We start from the raw sequence: 16,296 nt of genomic DNA, 5'->3' as shown, positions 1-16,296 counted from the left end.
AACAACAGGGAAGCCCCCGATGCGCCGTCTGCTGCTGTCGTTGCCCTTCGTCCTGCTCGCCGGCTGCTCCACGCCGGGGGCCTTCTTCGGTGATCTCGACGGTGAACCCTTCACCCCCCAGCAGCTCAGCGATGAGAACCGGGCCATGGTCTATCTCTACCGCCCGCGCAACGACTGGGCGGATCAGGAACTGGAGGCGCCGGCGCTGTTCATCGACAATCAGTTGATCGGCAGTCTGCCGAGCAATGGCTACCTGGCCCTGGATTTCGAGGCCGCCAACTACAAGCTGGAGATGCGCCGCCCACTGGCCGGCAGCTTCTGGACGCTGCTGGCCGACGGGCCGCTGGATTTCACCCTGATCACCAGTTTCTCCCTGGATGCCGCCGTGGGCGGCACCTACTACTTGCGCTACGACGAGGACGGCCCACCCCCCATGGGCACGGCCATGGAGGGCGGCGGCGAGGGGCCGCTGCAACTGGTCTCGGCAGAGTTGGCCGAGCGCGAGCTGCCGGTGACACGGCAGGTGCAGCCGCTGGCTCAGGTCGCTGCCAGCCAGGAAGAACCCGAGCGCCCGCAGCGCGGCTTCTGGCGATCAGTCGGCGAGGCGCTGGACAAGATCGGCATCTGAGAGGCGTAGTACCCGGCTGTTACCTGCTGCTGGGAGCGAGGGCGAATAATCAGCTCGCTCCATTCCACTTCAGGAGACGATCATGGCAGCCAAGAAGATTCTCATGCTGGTCGGCGACTACGCCGAAGACTACGAAACCATGGTGCCGTTCCAGGCCCTGCAGATGGTCGGCCACAGCGTGCATGCGGTGTGCCCAGGCAAGGCCGCCGGGCAGACGGTGCGTACCGCCATCCACGACTTCGAGGGCGAACAGACCTACAGCGAGAAGCCGGGGCACAACTTCGCGCTGAACTTCGACTTCGCCAAGGTACGCGCCGAGGATTACGACGCCCTGGTGATCCCCGGTGGTCGCGCGCCGGAATACCTGCGCCTGAATGCCGAGGTGCTGGCCCTGGTCAAGGCCTTCGCTGCCGCCGACAAACCCATTGCCGCCGTCTGTCACGGTGCCCAGCTACTGGCAGTAGCCGGCGTGCTGCAGGGGCGTGAATGCAGCGCCTATCCGGCCTGCGCGCCGGAAGTCGGCTTGGCGGGTGGCACCTATGTGGAGATCCCGGTGGATCAGGCTCATGTGCATGGCAAGCTGGTCAGTGCACCGGCCTGGCCTGCGCATCCGGCCTGGCTGGCGGCGTTTCTCAAGGTGCTGGGCACGGAAATTCGCCTGTAAACCCGTAGCCCGGACGCAATCCGGGGGCGCATGATGGGCTGGATTTACCGGATTGCATGCGGGCTACGACAGGGAGCAGAAAGATGTGCGAACTCTATGTGAAGGCCGACCCCATCCTCTACGAATCGCGCTCACGTTCGCTGCGCATTCGTGGTGTGGTGACCACCTTGCGCCTGGAGAACCAGTTCTGGGACATCCTGCGCGAGATCGCCGAGGTCGATGGCATGACCACCAACCAGTTGATCGCCAAACTCTATGAAGAGGTGATGGATTTTCGCGGCGAGGTGGTCAACTTCGCTTCCTTCCTGCGCGTCAGTTGCACCCGTTACCTGGCGCAGAAGGCCGGGCGCCAGGTGCCGTTGCGCCTGGTCGGCAGCGGCGCCTGAATCACTGATACATCCAGAAGTTCGGGTGTTCCTGCACGCTCGGCGCAACGCTTTGCTGGGCGGGGCGGTTTGACTGGAAGAAACGTCTGATCAGGCTCATGGTCGGGCTCCTGTAGGTAGGGGAAACAGGCGGGCATGATCAGTCTCAAGTGGTCATAGGGAAATCGGATTGTTCCTATTCGCTCGATAATGCCTGTCTATTTATGTCGCCCTTCAGCGTCGAGGCAAGCGCACACTGACCTGCAGCCCACCCAGCGGTGAGTCCTCCAGGGCGATGCTGCCCTGATGCAGTTCCACCACTCGACGCACGATGGACAAGCCAAGCCCCGCCCCCTGGCCTTCGCCGAGGCGGAAGAAACGCTCGAACAGGCGCTCGTGCATGTCCACCGGCACGCCGGGGCCGCTGTCGTGCACCTGCAGGGTCAGCGCCTGCGCATCGCTGAGCAACTGCACCTGAATGCTGCCACCGAGCGGGGTGTACTGCACCGCATTGCTCACCAGGTTCTGCAGCAGGATGCCCAGGCTCGGCGCGTCGGCGATCAGTTGGTAGTCACCGCTGTCGCTGGCCTCCAGCACCAGATCCTGCTGGCGCTCGAGGGCCAGGGGCGTCAGTTCGGCCAGCTCGCCGCGGAGGAAGGCCAGCAGATCGAGATTGCTCATGCTCAGGCGCACGCTGTTGGGATCCAGGCGGGCCAGGGTGAGCAGTTGCGCCACCACGCGGGTGGCACGGTCGACGCCGCCGGCGAGCTGGCGCAGGGCCTCATCACGGTCGCGGGCATCCGCTGCCTCCAGGGCGTTCTGTGCGTGGATGCGCAGCACCGCCAGCGGCGTACGTAACTCGTGGGCGGCGTCGGCGATGAAGCGTTTCTCCTGATCGAGCAACTGGTTGACCTGCAGCAGCAACCGGTTCAGTGCCGCCGCCATCGGTTCCAGCTCGCCCGGCAGTGGCGGAAAGACCAGCGGCGCCAGGTTGTCCGGAGCGCGCCCGCGAATGGCCTGGGCCATGCGTTGCAGCGGGCTCAGGCCCCAGCCCACGACCAACCATAACAACAAGCCGACGATGGGCAGGCCGTACAACAAGGGCTGCAGGCTACGCCGGGCGATCTTGTCGATCAGTTCGCCGCGCACGTCCTCGCGCTCGCCAGCCAGTACCCAGTGGTTGTCACGCACATCCTGCAGAACGAACACCCGCCAGCGGTGTTCGCCAATACTCACGGTGTGGTAGCCGATCAGGTAGCGTGCCAGTTGCGTCAAGCGTTCGTGCATCGGCTGGCCTTCATCGGGCAGGGTCAGACCGAGCTGCTTGATCATGTCGTCGAGCAGCCCGGGTGGCGCACTGGCGGACTGGAACAGCACTTCGCCATCGTAGTTGAGCATCTGGAAGGCCAGCTTGCCTTCATACTCATGACCGAACAGGTTGTCCGGATTGCGCACGTTGCGCAGCAGCAAGGCTTCGTCGAGTACGGCCTGCATCTCGCGGCGCTCGTTTGCGTTCAGGTCATGGCGCACCAGCCCCATCAGCAGGCGTGCGGTCTGCGACAGTTGGGCGTCGAACAGCTCGCGTACCTCATGCACCGAGTCGTGGTAGATCTTGTGGCTGATCAGGCCGAAGCTGGCGGCCAGCATCAGCAGCAACAGAACCAGCAGGCGGGTACGGATGGAGCCGAAGACTTTCAGCAGCCTCATTTGTCCACCAGATAGCCAACGCCGCGCACGGTGCGGATCAGCTCCGGAAAGAATTTCTTGCGTAGGTGGTGCACGTGCACTTCCAGGGCGTTGCTTTCCACTTCCTCGTCCCAGCCATAGAGCGCCTGCTGCAGCTTGTCGCGGGTCAGCACGCGGCCGGGCTGGATCAGCAACTCGTGCAGCAGAAGGAATTCCTTGCGCGGCAGGTTGAGGCTCTGGCCCTGGTATTCGACCATCTGGCTCGCCGGGTCGAGACGGATGCCACGGTATTCCAGTGCCGGTTGTGGGCGCTGGAAGCTGCGCCGCAGCAGGGCGCGCAGGCGCGCCTTGAGTTCGGCGACATCGAAGGGCTTGATCAGATAGTCGTCGGCGCCGGCATCGAGGCCAGCGATACGGTCGCTGGTGGCATCGCGCGCGGTCAGCACCAGCACCGGCACCGGGTTGGCGGCGGCGCGCAGGTGCTTGAGCACCTGCAAGCCATCCATGCGCGGCAGACCGAGGTCGAGTATGGCCAGCTCGAAGCTCTCGTGGCTCAGGGCGTGCAAGGCACTGGCGCCATCCTGCAGCCAGTCCACGGTATAGCCTTCGGGTTTCAGCGCGGTGCGAATGCCTTCGCCCAATGCCGGGTCGTCTTCGACGAGAAGAATGCGCATGGCAACTCCTGTAAGCGGTCCGAGTTAGCGGAGTTTACTCTCGACCTGCTGCAAAAGCGCCTTGGCTTCTGCACGGCGCCCCTGATCGGCCAGCTCGCGGCTAGGGCGATCCTTGGCGGCCAGGGCCTTTTCCAGCGCGGTGCGGGCTTCGTCGTAGCGTTTCTGGCGTTGCAGGAAGTCGCCGTAGAAGTAGTTCGGGTCGATGCCATCCGGGTTGATCGCCAGCGCCTGCTTGAGCATCTGCTCGGCTTTTTCGTCGTCGCCGAAACCGATCGGCCAGCCCGGAACCTGATAGTAGAGGCTGCCGAGGCTGGTGTAGGCCGAGCCGGCCAGTGCCTGCGGGTCGATGGCCAGGGCCTGTTCCAGACTGGCCTTGGCCTGCTTGACCAGGCTCAGGGCACCGAGGCCGCCCTTGGCACCAGCCTCGGTGCTCAGGATGATGCCGCGCCAGATCAGCAACTCGGGGGCCTTGGGCTCGCTGGCCAGGGCCGCGTCGGCCTGGCTGACCAGCTTGGCGAAGGCCTCTTCACGTTGCTTTTCCGGCGTCTGGTAGTTGATCTCGGCCCAGCGGGTCTGCAACTGGTGCAACTGCGCTTCGCCGCTGGCGCTCAAGGCGAAGGCGGGCAGGGTGGTGAAGCCGAGCGTGGCGATGAGCAGGGTACGCAATGCGTTCACGAGTTTCTTCCTCAGGGTTTATGACGGGCGAAGCGTTGGATGATCGGCAATTGCTTGCGCAGAGCCTGGTCGACCACCTTGGGCAGTAGACCGTTGAGGCGTACGAACAGCCGCTCGGGCCAGCCGAGATGGCGTTCTTCCTGCTCGCGGCGAAGGGTGTCGAGCAGTTCATTGGCGACCTGTTCGGGGTCGTCCATGGCCACGCCCAACTCATCGTTCATCGCCACCACGCTGGGGGCGTTCATCGTCGTGCGGGTGGCGCGCGGAGCGAAGTAGAGAACGCGCACATGGGTATCGGCCAGTTCGCGCCGCAGGGCCTCGGAAAAGCCACGCAGGGCGAACTTGCTGGCACAGTAGGCGGCGAAGCCGGGGTAGCCGATGGCGCCGAAGGTGGAGCCGACGTTGATCACCAGGGCTCGCCGTTGTGCCCGCAGCAGCGGCAGCAGGCGCTGGGTGATCTGCAGCGTGGCGGTGACGTTGAGGCCGATCAGCTCGGCGATCTGCTGTTCGTCCTGCTGGTCGAACAAGGCAAAACGGTTGACCCCGGCGGCGTTGATCAGGCAGTTCAGCCCACCGAAGTTCTGCGCAGCGGCTACCAGCACATCGCGCCCGGCACGACTGCCGATATCGGCCTGTACCAGTTGCACTTGGTCGGGGTAGCGCTGGAGCAGTTCCTGCAGGGGCTCCAGGCGTCTGCCCACCAACAGCAGATGGGCGCCCTCGCTGGCCAGGCGCTCGGCCAGGGCCAGGCCGATACCGCCACTGGCCCCGGTGAGCAAGGCACGGCAATCCGTCGGTTGCATGAGCTTACTCCTCGCCCGCTAGCGGCAGGCTGCGGAACATGTCGCCATAGAGGCGGTAGACCACCTTGGCGGTGTGCACCACGGCGGCCTTGTCATCGTCGTTGTCCAGGCGGTTCATCAGCTTCTTGAAGAACTCGATGTGGTCCAGATCCAGGCTGCCGTGGGAGTTGAGGTAGCTGAAGGCCTGGCTCGGCAGGCGTAGCTTGTCCTGGATGATGCCGGCGGCCTGGGTGGCCAGGGCGATGCTGGTGCCTTCGAGGACGTTGACCATGCCGAAGAAACCCACCGGGTTGTGCCGGGCGATGCGGTCGTAGACGTAGGCCACCATCAGCTCGGTGGGCAGGCGTGGGGTGCCATGGCGTACGGCTTCCTTGTCCACACCGCAGGAGGCGATGTCATTGAGCACCCACTCCTGGTGGCCGGTTTCCTCCTCGATGTATTCGGCGATGGCTTCGCGCAGCCACTCCAGGCGTTCGGGCAGACGTGCGCCGCAGGCCATCAGCAGCGGCACGGTATGCTTGACGTGGTGATAGGCCTCGGTGAGGAAGGCGATGTAACTGTGCAGCGCCACCTGGCCGGTCATGGCCTGCTGGATGATCGGCGCGCCGAGCAGGTAATCACGTTCGGCCTGGGTCTGCTCCAGCAGGGATTGGTAGAAACTCATGCAGGTACTCCTTCTGCCATCAACTCATCGATGACGGCTTGGTAATGGGTGAACAGGGCTGTGCGACGCAGACGACCGTTGGCCGTGGCCAGATCGTTGCTCGCATTGAAGGGAGAATCGGCGCGCAGCCAGTGGTGCACGCGGGCGTAATCCGGCAGGCCGCGATTGACCGCGTCCACCGCTGCCTGTAGCTGCGCGTCGGGGGTATTGGGGAAGCGTGGCACCAGCACCGCGACGTTGGCCGGCAGCGCCTCGCCATGCAGCCAGGCCTGGGCGATGGGCAATTGCTGCACCAGCTCGGATTCGACCCACTCCGGGTTGACGTTGCGCCCGTAGGCGGTGATGAACTGGTGCTTCTTGCGCCCATGCAGCACCAGGAAACCGTCCTCGAAATGGCCGAGGTCGCCGGTGCCCAGCCATTCGCCTTGCGGTGCCGGCTCACCGAGATAACCGAGCATGCGTGCGCCCTTGACCAGTACTTCGCCATCGTCCGCCAGCGTCACCTGCAGATGGCCGAGCGGCTTGCCGGTGCTGCCGAGACGGCGCTGTTCGGGCGTGTTCAGGCACACCACCGAGGCGCATTCGGACAGCCCGTAGCCCTCGAAGATCGGCAGCTCCAACGCCTCGGCCCGCTCCAGCAATTGTGCAGAGACCCGCCCACCACCGACCGCGACGAAGCGTAGCGAACTCGGCAACGGCAGGCCGCGCTCGGCGGCGCTGACCAGCGCCAGCAGCAATTGTGGCAGCAGGATCAGACTGTGCGGCTGGGCCGCTTGCAGCGCCTGCAGGAAACGCATCAGGTCGAAGCCGCTGGCGCCGCTCAGACCGACTTGCGCCATGGGCATCAGCTCCACCCGCGCCCCGGCCAGCAGCGGTGCGTAGACGCCGGCGATGTTCTCCAGCAGTGTCGCCAGCGGCAGGATGCACAGGTGGCGCTCGACGTTGCGACTGGCACTGGCCTCGACCAGGCTGCCAGCCACCGCCAGTTGCGTGACCAGATCCAGGCACACGCCCTTGGGCTGGCCGGTGGTGCCGGAGGTGTAGGTGATCTTGCAGGTATTCGGATGCAGCGTGGCCGCTTGCGCCACGTGGCGGCGATGGATGTCGCCCTCCAGGCAGACGAAGCCAGGGGCTGCGCTGCCGATCAGGCAATCGATGCCGGCGCTGTCGAGCACATGGCGTTGCTGATCGGCGGAGAAGAACCCCGGCACGGGCACGCAGACCAGGCCGGCATGCATCGCCGCCAGATCCCACAGCACCCAGTCGATGCCGTTGTCCAGTGCCAGCGCCACGCGCTGTGCGCCCAGGTCACGCAGGTGCCTGCCGCGGCTTGCCACCGCGTCGAGCAGTTGGGCGTAGCTCAGCGTACGTTCGCCCTCGATCAGCGCGACATGCTCGCCATATTGGGCCAGGCGCGTGAAGAAAGGCTCAGCTACAGACCACATCGGGCATTTCCTCCAGAGCATAGAGCGGTTGATGGCCGAGGCGTGGGTAGGCGCCCAGTTGCAGCAGGCGCTGATGGCCGCCATGGATATCGCCGGCCATCACCAGTGGGCGGCTGTCGTAGTAACTGCCCCAGTCGGCCAGCTCTGCGCCCATGCGCGCCGGGTCGGCCTCGCCGAGTGCGATTGGGGTCAGTCCCAGGCGCTGGAAACTGTTGAGCAGGGTCGGTGTGCCGGTGAAGGTGACCCAGCGAAAACCCAGCGCCACCAGCAGATCGGTGAGGGCGACTATCAGCAGGCGTGCGGCGCCGGGGTTGTCGGCGGCCAGGTTGCCCACTTCCACCAGTTCGCCACGGCCAGGCTCGGTGTGGCCCAGGCGTGCACCAATGGTCTTGTGGATCGGCTCGTCCAGATAGCGCTCGAGAAACAGCGAGCCATTGCCTGCGCTGCGCACACCCACCGCGCCGAGCAACTGCCCGGCTGGGTTCTCCAGGCCGAACAGACAGGGCATGAAGTGGCGGATGTGCGCGCCATGCTGCAACTCGAAGCGCTGGCGGATGAAATGCTCCAGCGCCGCGCGCCGCGCGCTGTCGGGGGAAGCCAGGTGGAGTTCGTAAGTATCTCCGCGCCCGATACGGGCCACGGGACGATCATGCTGTGCCCAGGGGAGTTCCATCGTCGGGATCTCGGTAATGAACCTGGGGCCGATTGTGCGAGGGGCTGGCTTAACGCTGTATTAAGGCTTTGCAGAATGTTTCGGGCGCTGCACTATCACGAAGGAATTTGCTCCAGCGGATAAGGTTCGCGCTGGGCAGGCCATTGCTGACAGGATCAAGATTGGGCATTCAAGGAGGAAAGATGACGCCAGCCAACGCTGACCCCAGGCTGCAACCCTTGCTCGCCGAACTGGCCGAGCTGATTCGCCAGGCGCGGCAACAAGCAGTGCGGGCCGTGGATGCGATTCAGGTGCAAACCTGCTGGGAAATCGGCCGACATATCGTCGAGTTCGAGCAAGGCGGGCAGACGCGTGCCGCCTACGGCAAGAAGTTGTTACCGACCAAGGGGCTGACGGCCGAGTTCGGCAAGGGCTTCGATGCTTCTAACCTGCGTTATATGCGTCTGTTCTACCAAGCCTTTCCAATTTGTGACGCACTGCGTCACGAATTGAGTTGGACGCACTATCGCACCCTTCTCAAGCTGGACAGCGACAGCGCGGCAATGGTACATGAACGAAGCCGCCACGCAGAACTGGAGCACTCGCGCGCTGGAACGCCAGATTGGCACGCTGTATTACGAGCGCCTGCTGGCCAGTCAGGATCGCGCGGCGGTCGAGCAGGAGGTGGCGAGCAAGCTGCGGGCCTTGGGCAAGAGCCCGCGTGAGGTCGTGCGCGATCCGGTGCTGCAGGGCAGCGAGCAACTTTTTGCCAGCAAGTACAAGCTGGTGCTGCCCAGCGAAGAGGAGTTACGCGCCGAGCTGGATCGAGAGCGAGCGCGCCTGGCCGAGCAACGTGGCCTGTACTGGATTGACTGAGCCTGGAGCATTACCTGCGCCTGCTGTGCCAGAGCGCCGAGCACCTGACTGGCCCGGCCCCCTTGCCTGAGCAAATTCAGCCTACCTGCGCAATCCAGTCGTTGAGGTTGTAGTAGTTGCTGATGCGCGCCACCTTGCCGTTCTTGATCTCGAAGAAGGCGCCGGCCGGCAGGACGTAGGTCTGGCCGTTGGCCGGTGGCAGGCCTTCGTCGTCGGCCAGGTACTCGCCATGCACCACGAATTCGGCAGCGGCGCGATCGCCTGCGACGTTCTGCATGACCACGATGTCGGCCAGGCGCTCGCGGTAGCAGCGGTTCATCTTGTCCATGAAAGCGGCGAAGGTGGCCTTGCCGACCTGGCGCTCGCCCTGGTTGATGTCGTGCACCACGTCCTCGGCCAGCAGGTCGAGGAAGGTGGGCATGTCGCCGGCGTTGAAGGCGGCGTAGTAGGCCTGAACCAGTTCGGTGGCGGTCATGGCTAAGTTCCTTTCGTAGCGTGGTTAGTGGTGGAATGGCTCGCATGATAAGTTCGCGCTTTCATGCCGGCATAGCCGCCGGCGTCACCCTGCTGCTGGCGAACGACTCCAGATGGATATCGAATTGCTCCAGGGGCGGCAGATAGCGCCCCATATCGAAGACCTGGCGCATTTGCGCATCACGGTCTTCCGCGAATTCCCCTACCTCTACGACGGCAGCCTCGACTACGAGGCCGAATACCTCGACACCTACGTGCGCAGTGCCGATAGCCTGTGCGTGCTGGTACGGGACGGGGGCCGGGTGGTCGGCGCCTCCACGGCACTGCCGCTGGCCGATGAAACCGTGGAATTCCAGCAGCCGTTCCTCTCGGCGGGCTGGGACCCTGCGTGCATTTTCTACTGCGCCGAGTCGGTGGTGTTGCCGGCCTGGCGCGGCCATGGCCTGGGCGTGCGCTTCTTCGCCGAGCGCGAGGCCCATGCGCGCAAGCTGGGTCGCTTCGACTGGTGCACCTTCTGCGCCGTGCAGCGCCCGGCCGATCATCCGCGGCGGCCCGCCGACTACCAGCCGCTGGACGCCTTCTGGGCGCGCCGGGGTTATCGCCATCATCCCGAACTGCATACCCAGTACCACTGGCGCGACCTGGACGAAGCCGAGGAATCGGCCAAGCCCATGTCGTTCTGGCTCAAGGAACTCCAGTCATGATCAAGGTTGCCGCCTGCCAATATCACATCGACCTGCTGACGAGCTGGGATGCTTACGCCGAGCACCTCGCCAGGCTCTGCGAGGAGGCGGCCGGGCAGGGCGCCGAGCTGTTGCTGCTGCCGGAATATGCCGGGCTGGTGCTGACCGGGCAGTTGCCGGAAGCAGAACGCAGTGACCTGCATGGCTCCATCGCTGGCATTCAGGCGCTGCTGCCGCGCTGGTTGGAATTGTGCGAGAGCCTGGCGCGGCGGCTGCAGGTATATCTGCAACCCGGCTCGGTAGCCGTGCTGGATGATGACGGCGTCTACCGCAATCGCGCCTGGCTGTTCGGCCCCGACGGCTGCCTGGGCAGCCAGGACAAGCTGATGATGACCCGCTTCGAGCTGGAGCAATGGCAGATCGCCGCTGGCAGCGGGCTCAAGGTGTTCGACACGGCGCTGGGCAAGCTGGGCATCCTGATCTGCTACGACAACGAGTTCCCGCTGCTGGCGCGCACCCTGGCCGAGGCCGGGGTGGATCTGATCCTGGCGCCCAGCTGCACCGATACCGAGGCCGGCTTCCATCGCGTACGCATCGGCGCCCAGGCCCGTGCCCTGGAAAATCAGATTGCCGTGCTGCAGTCGCCCACGGTGGGCCTGGCACCCTGGTCGCCGGCGCTGGACGAGAATATCGGCCTAGCCGCGCTGTACGTGCCGTCGGACTATGGCATGCCGGCCACTGGGGTGATTGCCGAGAGCGAAGCGCTGTGCCCCACGCGTAGTCACTGGCTGATCGCCGAGCTGGATCTGGCCGAGGTGCGCCGGGTGCGCGAGCAGGGTCAGGTGTTCACCCGGCGCGACTGGCCGCGGCAGTTCGACGATGGTCGGCTGGTGCTGCGTTGAACGCGCCAGAGGCATTGCCTGATTCGCCGCTGGCTGCTTATGAGCAGGCACTGGCGGGTGGTTTCGTCGCCGATGCCGCGCAGCGCCGTGCGGTCGAGGCGCTGCAGCTTTGCCACCAGGCCTTGCATCAAGGGGAATGCCCGCCCGGTGTGTACCTCTGGGGGCCGGTGGGGCGCGGCAAGACCTGGCTGATGGACAGCTTCTACAACAGCCTGTGTGTGCCAGCACGGCGTCAGCATTTCCATCACTTCATGCAGTGGGTGCATCGCCGCCAGTTCGAGTTGACCGGTAATGCCGACCCACTGCGTCTGCTGGCCGAGGAGCTGGGGCGCGAGGTGCGTGTGTTGTGCTTCGACGAGCTGTTCGTCAGCGATATCGGCGACGCCATGCTGCTCGGCCGTCTGCTCAGCCTGGTGGTGGAGCAGGGCGTGGTGCTGGTGGCCACCTCCAACCAGCCGCCGGATCAGCTTTATGCCGACGGTTTCAACCGCGAGCGTTTCCTGCCGGCCATCGCCGTGCTCGAGGCGTATATGCAGGTGGTGGCCGTGGACGGCGAGCAGGATCATCGCCTGCACCCCGGCACCGAGGTGCAGCGCTACTGGGTGCAGCAGCCGCAGGCGCTGGCCGAGTTGTTCGCTCGCTTGAGTCAGGGCCAGGTGGTCAGCCGTGAGCCGGTCGAACTGAGCCATCGGCATATCGCCAATCTGGGCAACAGCCCGGCAGCGCTGTGGTGCCGTTTCAGCGATCTATGCGAACAGCCGCTGGCCGCGCCGGATTTCATCGAACTGTGCGGACGCTTTCCGGCCATCCTGCTTGACGGGGTACCGCGCCTGGGTGGCGAGCCACGCGAGGGGCGTATCGCCCGTGGCACCGAGGACGCTGCCGAGCGGGTCGATGCCGGGGATCGTCAACTGCCGGCGCTGGCACGCAACGACGATGCGGTGCGCCGCTTCATCGCCCTGGTCGACGAGTGCTACGACCGCCGCGTACCGCTGTATATCGGGGCCGAGGTGGCGCTGGATGAGCTGTACACCCAGGGCTACCTCGAGTTTGCCTTTCGCCGTACGCTCAGCCGTTTGCGCGAGATGCAGTTGCAGCGCTTCGGCCGCTCATAGCAAGAGCATCTGCAGCTCGCGGCTGACCTTGACGGTGATGCCGCCGCTGCTGGAGTGCACGTCCTGGCTGGTACCCTGCAGCGGGTTGTACAGGGTGCCACTGCCGTTGCGCGGCAGGCGCACGCTGCCTTCCTCCTGTGCCCAGAACCACCACAGCCAGCGGCCGTCGGCACGCTGCCAGGCGATGCTGAGCATGCCGGCCGGGGCGTTGGCGAAGCTCGGTGGGTTCAGCGGCGTCAGGCGTGGGCCGCTGATCTGCAGGAAGCGTTTGAGGGCCTGGTAGGCGGGTTTCTCGCTGCCATCCAGGCGCAGCAGACCGTAGTAGCGATCACGCGGTGTGGCGCGGGCATCCAGGTCGCTCAGGGTGAAGAGAAACACCCGGTCGAAATCCATCGCGCTCATCAGGGCCAGGCGCCGCAGCATGTAGTCGGCCTGGCCTTGTTCGCCGATGATCGGCTGCAGTTCCGCTGGGCCGGGGTAGCTCGACCAGCCGAACTCGGTGGCCCAGATCGGCCCGCTGCCGTACTGGCGCAGGTACTGGTTGACGGTATTGGCGTTGCTGATGAAGTCGCCCGCGCCGGGCACGTCGCCTTCCGGTTCCTGGCTGTAGGGGTGATAGGCCGTGACGCGGTCACGCTTGACGCTGCCGAGGCGCAGCAGCGCTTCGAGCATCAGCCCGCCACGCACCGGCATCTGGCTGTAGTAGGCATTGCCACCGATCACCTGGGTGGCGTCCGGGCGGGCGCTGGCCAGGGCGTTGAGGCTGCTTTCCAGCAACTGCTGGTACTGCAGCGGGTTTTCCGCTGGTTGCCAGAAGGAGGGAATGTTCTGCTCGTTCCACACCTGCCAGGCCTTGGCGTAAGGGTAGCGGCTGGCCAGGGTGGCGAAGCTGCTGGCGAACAGTTGGGCGTTGATCGGCGGGTATTGGTCGCGATTGCTCACACCGCTGGGTGCGGAGGTGGCGAAGGGCGCCGAGCCCACCAGATAGATCAGCGGTTTGAGTTGCTCTTGCTCGACCACCTGCATCACCCGGTCGACCTCCGCCCATTGCCATTGCCCGGGGGCGGGCTCCAGACGATCCCAGTGCAGGCCCATGCGAATCCACTGCAGCTCCAGCTCCTTGAGCTTGGCTATCTGCTGGCGATAGGCCGCTTCGGGAAACCAGGGCAATTGCACGTTGAGGCCGAGAAAGTCGGCCCAGGCTACCGTGCGCGGTGCTTTCATCGAATAGGAAGGGCTGGCCTGGGCGGCAAAGGCGACGCCTGCGGCCAGCAGGAGGGTGGCGAATCCTTTGTACAGGTAGTGGAACATGGCTGCTTCCCCTTGCAGGGTGATCGGAGTAGCAGCATAGGAGCGGCAGGCTGGCGCTGATGTGCGCTGGGTCTGCTTGCGGATGGAGGGCAGCGATCAGGCGACTGACGGTTTGATGGCGTTTTGCTGCGCCTGGATATTGGCGATTTGCTGCTGCACTCGGCAGCGCCAAGGCCGAGAACGACGGTTTGCCAATGGAGGCAAACCGTCGTCTTGGCGAGCCATCAGCCAGCCAGATACTGTTCGGTGGCGAGCACCGTGGCGTAGGCGAACGCCAGCGCCGCCATATTGGCTGCATGCACCTGGGCGGCGGGGATCGTGCTGCCCTCGAAGGCTTGGTCGTGGGTGGCGCAGGCGTCGTGAATGACGGTGGTGGCGTAGCCGAAGTCGGCGCTGGCGCGTGCGGCGGCGGCGATGCACATGTGGCTCATGGCGCCCATCAGAATCACCTGTTCGATGCTGGCGGCATCCAGTTGCGCTTTCAGATCGGTGCCAAGAAAGGCGTTGACCTTGTGCTTGAGCACCATGGCTTCGCCTACCTGCGGCAGCACGCTGGCATGCAGACGCGCGCCATCGCTGCCGGGGGCGAAGAAGGGCGCGTCGTCGCTCTCGAACTCATGGCGAACGTGAATCACCGTATCGCCTGCCGCGCGAGCCGCTTCGAGCACGCGTGCGGCGTTGCTGGCGGCGCTGTCCATGCCCGCCAGGGGCCACTTGCCACCTGCAAAATAATCGTTCTGGATATCGATAAGGATCAGGGCACGCTTGCTCATGGGACTCTCCGTGGGATGATGTGCGCCCACCTTAGCGCTGCAATGCTGAGGCGAGGATGGGCGAGGCCGACAATCTGCGGGGAAAAACTGACAATGAGCGAGCGTTGCCTGGAGATCGGGCTGTTGCTGTATCCCGGTGTGCAACTGGCGGCGGTTCATGGCCTGGGCGATCTGTTCGCCGTGGCCAACCGCATGGTTGCCGAGCAGCAGCGGCAGGGACTGCCGAGCTTGCGCATCAGCCACTGGCAGGCGGATGCAACGGGCGCTCTGGTACGCGTGTTCGACAGCCAGCCGCAGGCCGTCGGGGCGCCGCAGGTGGTGATTCTGCCGCCCTGCCTGGGCGGCGATGCCGAGCAATCGCTGGCGGCCTGTTATGGCGACTGGTTACGCCAGCAGCATGGCGCCGGGGTGACCCTGGCCTCGGTCTGCGCTGGTGCCTTCCCGCTGGCGCATGCCGGCCTGCTCGATGGGCGCAGGGTGACCACGCACTGGGCGCTGGCGGCGGAACTGGCGGCGCGTTTCCCGCAGGTGCAGGTGCTACCGGAGCGCATGGTGGTCGATGACGGCGACCTGATCACAGCGGGTGGCCTGATGGCCTGGACCGACCTGGGCCTGGCCCTGGTGACACGCCTGCTGGGGCCGACCGTCGCCGCGGAAACTGCGCGTTTTCTGGTGGTGGATCTGAACCGGGAGTCACAGCGGCACTTCAGCCATTTCGTGCCCAGCTTCGACCATGGCGATGCCGCCGTGCTGGCGGTGCAGCACTGGCTGCAGGGCGACGCTGGGGCCGAAGCGGGGCTGGCGGACATGGCCGCGCGTGCCGGCCTGGGCGAGCGTACCTTCCTGCGACGTTTTCGTGCTGCCACCGGGCTGAAACCCACCGAGTACTGCCAGCAGTTGCGCGTGACCAAGGCCCGTGAGCTGCTCGAGTTCACCCGCCAGAGCATCGATCAGGTGGCCTGGCAGGTGGGCTATCGCGACAGTGGTGCTTTTCGCAAGGTGTTCGCCCGCCTGGTAGGCCTATCGCCAGGCGACTATCGTCGGCGCTTCGGCACCGCCGCGCGTTAGCAGGCTGTTGAAAAACTACCTCGGCTTTGGCTTCTTGCGTCGCTCTACCTCCTGCATCTATGCAGTCGTCGCCTACGTTTTTCAACGGCCTGTTAGACCGACTCTTCCGCCGCTTTGCCCGCCGGGTTCTGCCGGGTGGGCATGGCGAGTATCTCCGGTAGCACTTCGCGAGCGAATACGGCATGCAGGCGGCGCAGTTCGGCCAGCGGGTCGCGGTGGTGATCGACGCGGATGTCCCAGAGCGGGTATTGCTCCTGATCGACTATGTAGATCACCGCGGACGACTCGCCATGACGATCGCCACCGCAGCGATCGCCAGCGGCCAGCGCCTCGATCAGGCGGTCGATCAGCGGGCGCTGCTCTTCGCGGCAAAAGGCCTCGGCCACGGCATCCAGCACCTGCGGCCCGACCAGGCGATTGCCCTGCACGGAAAACTGCTCGCCGCTCAGTGAGCCGGCCCAGGGAATGCAGCGCTCACCCGTCCAGCAGACGGCATCGCCACGGGCATCGATCAGCGCACATTGGCGCAGTGCCATGCAGGGATCGGTGTCGTGCAAACGCGCCAGCGCCTCGGCGGCCGAAAGCCCCTGGCGCAGCAGTTGCAGGCCATCCAGGCCGAGATAGGGATTGACCTGTGCCTGGGTCGCCACCGCGCCCACGCCGGCAGCGGCATGGCTGAGCAGCTTGCCCACCGCCGGCATGGCCGTGGCAGCGGCAACGCCGAATTGTCCGCTACGCGGGCAGCGGGCGATAAGGGAAAAGGTCATGACGGCTCCTCGGCGATTTTCAGCTTAGGCCAGGCCGGGACGGGTATCGTTCCGCTTGGTTGGCTTTGCCT

Annotated in this window: 19 protein-coding genes and 1 pseudogene; 8 read left to right on the top strand and 12 right to left on the bottom strand. The window is 65.2% G+C overall.

Annotated elements, in window-relative coordinates; translation table 11 throughout:
* Positions 1–19 precede the first annotated feature (19 nt).
* The 3 genes from OU800_RS17500 to OU800_RS17490 all read left to right on the top strand — a co-directional run bounded on the left by OU800_RS17500 (position 20) and on the right by OU800_RS17490 (position 1,678).
* Complete coding sequence (locus OU800_RS17500) at positions 20–628, top strand: DUF2846 domain-containing protein (protein ID WP_268178604.1); 609 nt, start codon at positions 20–22, stop codon at positions 626–628.
* Positions 629–707: 79 nt separating this feature from the next.
* Positions 708–1,292, top strand: a complete 585-nt coding sequence (locus tag OU800_RS17495; protein ID WP_268184364.1) for a DJ-1/PfpI family protein — start codon at positions 708–710, stop codon at positions 1,290–1,292.
* A gap of 83 nt (positions 1,293–1,375) precedes the next feature.
* Positions 1,376–1,678: a ribbon-helix-helix domain-containing protein gene (locus tag OU800_RS17490; RefSeq protein ID WP_268178603.1), complete on the top strand. Its 303-nt coding sequence runs from the start codon at positions 1,376–1,378 to the stop codon at positions 1,676–1,678.
* 213 nt (positions 1,679–1,891) lie between these two features.
* Here the strand turns inward: OU800_RS17490 and OU800_RS17485 are convergent, their stop codons facing one another.
* The 8 genes from OU800_RS17485 to OU800_RS17450 all read right to left on the bottom strand — a co-directional run bounded on the left by OU800_RS17485 (position 1,892) and on the right by OU800_RS17450 (position 8,615).
* A complete protein-coding gene (locus OU800_RS17485) occupies positions 1,892–3,364 on the bottom strand; it encodes an ATP-binding protein (protein WP_268178602.1) in 1,473 nt (490 codons plus the stop codon).
* Entirely contained in the window at positions 3,361–4,017 is a 657-nt protein-coding gene (locus tag OU800_RS17480) for a response regulator transcription factor (RefSeq protein ID WP_268178601.1), read from the bottom strand. The genes OU800_RS17485 and OU800_RS17480 overlap by 4 nt, the downstream gene beginning before the upstream one ends.
* Before the next feature lie 24 nt (positions 4,018–4,041).
* Entirely contained in the window at positions 4,042–4,692 is a 651-nt protein-coding gene (locus OU800_RS17475; protein WP_268178600.1) for a tetratricopeptide repeat protein, read from the bottom strand.
* 11 nt (positions 4,693–4,703) lie between these two features.
* Positions 4,704–5,495, bottom strand: coding sequence for an SDR family oxidoreductase (locus OU800_RS17470; RefSeq protein WP_268178599.1), 792 nt, complete (start codon positions 5,493–5,495; stop codon positions 4,704–4,706).
* A 4-nt stretch (positions 5,496–5,499) separates the two neighbouring features.
* Entirely contained in the window at positions 5,500–6,159 is a 660-nt protein-coding gene (locus OU800_RS17465; protein ID WP_268178598.1) for a TenA family transcriptional regulator, read from the bottom strand.
* Positions 6,156–7,604 (bottom strand): AMP-binding protein, encoded by a 1,449-nt coding sequence (locus OU800_RS17460; RefSeq protein WP_268178597.1) that lies wholly within the window; start codon positions 7,602–7,604, stop codon positions 6,156–6,158. Before OU800_RS17460 ends, OU800_RS17465 begins: the two co-directional genes overlap by 4 nt.
* Positions 7,588–8,277: a thermostable hemolysin gene (locus tag OU800_RS17455; protein WP_268178596.1), complete on the bottom strand. Its 690-nt coding sequence runs from the start codon at positions 8,275–8,277 to the stop codon at positions 7,588–7,590. Before OU800_RS17455 ends, OU800_RS17460 begins: the two co-directional genes overlap by 17 nt.
* A gap of 155 nt (positions 8,278–8,432) precedes the next feature.
* A complete protein-coding gene (locus OU800_RS17450; protein ID WP_268184454.1) occupies positions 8,433–8,615 on the bottom strand; it encodes a hypothetical protein in 183 nt (60 codons plus the stop codon).
* Here OU800_RS17450 and OU800_RS17445 point away from each other — a divergent pair.
* Positions 8,544–9,132, top strand: a pseudogene (locus tag OU800_RS17445) (DUF1016 N-terminal domain-containing protein). The gene OU800_RS17450 and the pseudogene OU800_RS17445 overlap by 72 nt on opposite strands.
* 76 nt (positions 9,133–9,208) lie before the next feature.
* Here OU800_RS17445 and OU800_RS17440 read toward each other — a convergent pair.
* Complete coding sequence (locus tag OU800_RS17440) at positions 9,209–9,607, bottom strand: nuclear transport factor 2 family protein (RefSeq protein ID WP_268178595.1); 399 nt, start codon at positions 9,605–9,607, stop codon at positions 9,209–9,211.
* Positions 9,608–9,719: 112 nt separating this feature from the next.
* Between OU800_RS17440 and OU800_RS17435 the strand changes: the two genes are divergently transcribed.
* Genes OU800_RS17435 through zapE form a run of 3 tightly spaced genes read left to right on the top strand, consistent with a single transcriptional unit; the run spans position 9,720 to position 12,306 of the window.
* Positions 9,720–10,310, top strand: coding sequence for a GNAT family N-acetyltransferase (locus tag OU800_RS17435; RefSeq protein ID WP_268178594.1), 591 nt, complete (start codon positions 9,720–9,722; stop codon positions 10,308–10,310).
* On the top strand, positions 10,307–11,191 hold the full coding sequence (locus OU800_RS17430; protein ID WP_268178593.1) for a carbon-nitrogen hydrolase family protein: 885 nt from the start codon (positions 10,307–10,309) through the stop codon (positions 11,189–11,191). Before OU800_RS17435 ends, OU800_RS17430 begins: the two co-directional genes overlap by 4 nt.
* Positions 11,188–12,306 (top strand): cell division protein ZapE, encoded by a 1,119-nt coding sequence (gene zapE, locus OU800_RS17425; RefSeq protein WP_268178592.1) that lies wholly within the window; start codon positions 11,188–11,190, stop codon positions 12,304–12,306. Before OU800_RS17430 ends, zapE begins: the two co-directional genes overlap by 4 nt.
* Here the strand turns inward: zapE and OU800_RS17420 are convergent.
* A complete protein-coding gene (locus tag OU800_RS17420) occupies positions 12,301–13,617 on the bottom strand; it encodes a beta-galactosidase (protein WP_268178591.1) in 1,317 nt (438 codons plus the stop codon). The genes zapE and OU800_RS17420 overlap by 6 nt on opposite strands.
* A gap of 224 nt (positions 13,618–13,841) precedes the next feature.
* Positions 13,842–14,390, bottom strand: coding sequence for a cysteine hydrolase family protein (locus OU800_RS17415; protein ID WP_268178590.1), 549 nt, complete (start codon positions 14,388–14,390; stop codon positions 13,842–13,844).
* A gap of 93 nt (positions 14,391–14,483) precedes the next feature.
* Here OU800_RS17415 and OU800_RS17410 point away from each other — a divergent pair, with 93 nt between their 5' ends.
* Complete coding sequence (locus tag OU800_RS17410) at positions 14,484–15,458, top strand: GlxA family transcriptional regulator (protein ID WP_268178589.1); 975 nt, start codon at positions 14,484–14,486, stop codon at positions 15,456–15,458.
* Positions 15,459–15,550: 92 nt separating this feature from the next.
* Here the strand turns inward: OU800_RS17410 and OU800_RS17405 are convergent, their stop codons facing one another.
* The gene (locus tag OU800_RS17405) at positions 15,551–16,225 is read right to left on the bottom strand and encodes a DUF1028 domain-containing protein (protein WP_268178588.1); all 675 of its coding nucleotides are present in this window, start codon (positions 16,223–16,225) and stop codon (positions 15,551–15,553) included.
* Between the last annotated feature and the right edge of the window lie 71 nt (positions 16,226–16,296).

The organism is Pseudomonas sp. GOM7, from assembly GCF_026723825.1.
Lineage (GTDB): Bacteria > Pseudomonadota > Gammaproteobacteria > Pseudomonadales > Pseudomonadaceae > Aquipseudomonas.
This window is presented reverse-complemented; position numbering and strand designations above follow the sequence as displayed.

Excerpts from the sequence above, each read along its gene's own strand:
- OU800_RS17440 (WP_268178595.1), bottom strand. The coding sequence starts at position 9,607 with ATGACCGCCACCGAACTGGTTCAGGCCTACTACGCCGCCTTCAACGCC.
- OU800_RS17470 (WP_268178599.1), bottom strand. The coding sequence starts at position 5,495 with ATGCAACCGACGGATTGCCGTGCCTTGCTCACCGGGGCCAGTGGCGGT.
- OU800_RS17415 (WP_268178590.1), bottom strand. The coding sequence starts at position 14,390 with ATGAGCAAGCGTGCCCTGATCCTTATCGATATCCAGAACGATTATTTT.
- OU800_RS17405 (WP_268178588.1), bottom strand. The coding sequence starts at position 16,225 with ATGACCTTTTCCCTTATCGCCCGCTGCCCGCGTAGCGGACAATTCGGC.
- OU800_RS17410 (WP_268178589.1), top strand. The coding sequence starts at position 14,484 with ATGAGCGAGCGTTGCCTGGAGATCGGGCTGTTGCTGTATCCCGGTGTG.
- OU800_RS17460 (WP_268178597.1), bottom strand. The coding sequence starts at position 7,604 with ATGTGGTCTGTAGCTGAGCCTTTCTTCACGCGCCTGGCCCAATATGGC.
- OU800_RS17485 (WP_268178602.1), bottom strand. The coding sequence starts at position 3,364 with ATGAGGCTGCTGAAAGTCTTCGGCTCCATCCGTACCCGCCTGCTGGTT.
- OU800_RS17465 (WP_268178598.1), bottom strand. The coding sequence starts at position 6,159 with ATGAGTTTCTACCAATCCCTGCTGGAGCAGACCCAGGCCGAACGTGAT.
- OU800_RS17490 (WP_268178603.1), top strand. The coding sequence starts at position 1,376 with ATGTGCGAACTCTATGTGAAGGCCGACCCCATCCTCTACGAATCGCGC.
- OU800_RS17480 (WP_268178601.1), bottom strand. The coding sequence starts at position 4,017 with ATGCGCATTCTTCTCGTCGAAGACGACCCGGCATTGGGCGAAGGCATT.
- OU800_RS17500 (WP_268178604.1), top strand. The coding sequence starts at position 20 with ATGCGCCGTCTGCTGCTGTCGTTGCCCTTCGTCCTGCTCGCCGGCTGC.
- OU800_RS17430 (WP_268178593.1), top strand. The coding sequence starts at position 10,307 with ATGATCAAGGTTGCCGCCTGCCAATATCACATCGACCTGCTGACGAGC.
- OU800_RS17420 (WP_268178591.1), bottom strand. The coding sequence starts at position 13,617 with ATGTTCCACTACCTGTACAAAGGATTCGCCACCCTCCTGCTGGCCGCA.
- OU800_RS17435 (WP_268178594.1), top strand. The coding sequence starts at position 9,720 with ATGGATATCGAATTGCTCCAGGGGCGGCAGATAGCGCCCCATATCGAA.
- OU800_RS17455 (WP_268178596.1), bottom strand. The coding sequence starts at position 8,277 with ATGGAACTCCCCTGGGCACAGCATGATCGTCCCGTGGCCCGTATCGGG.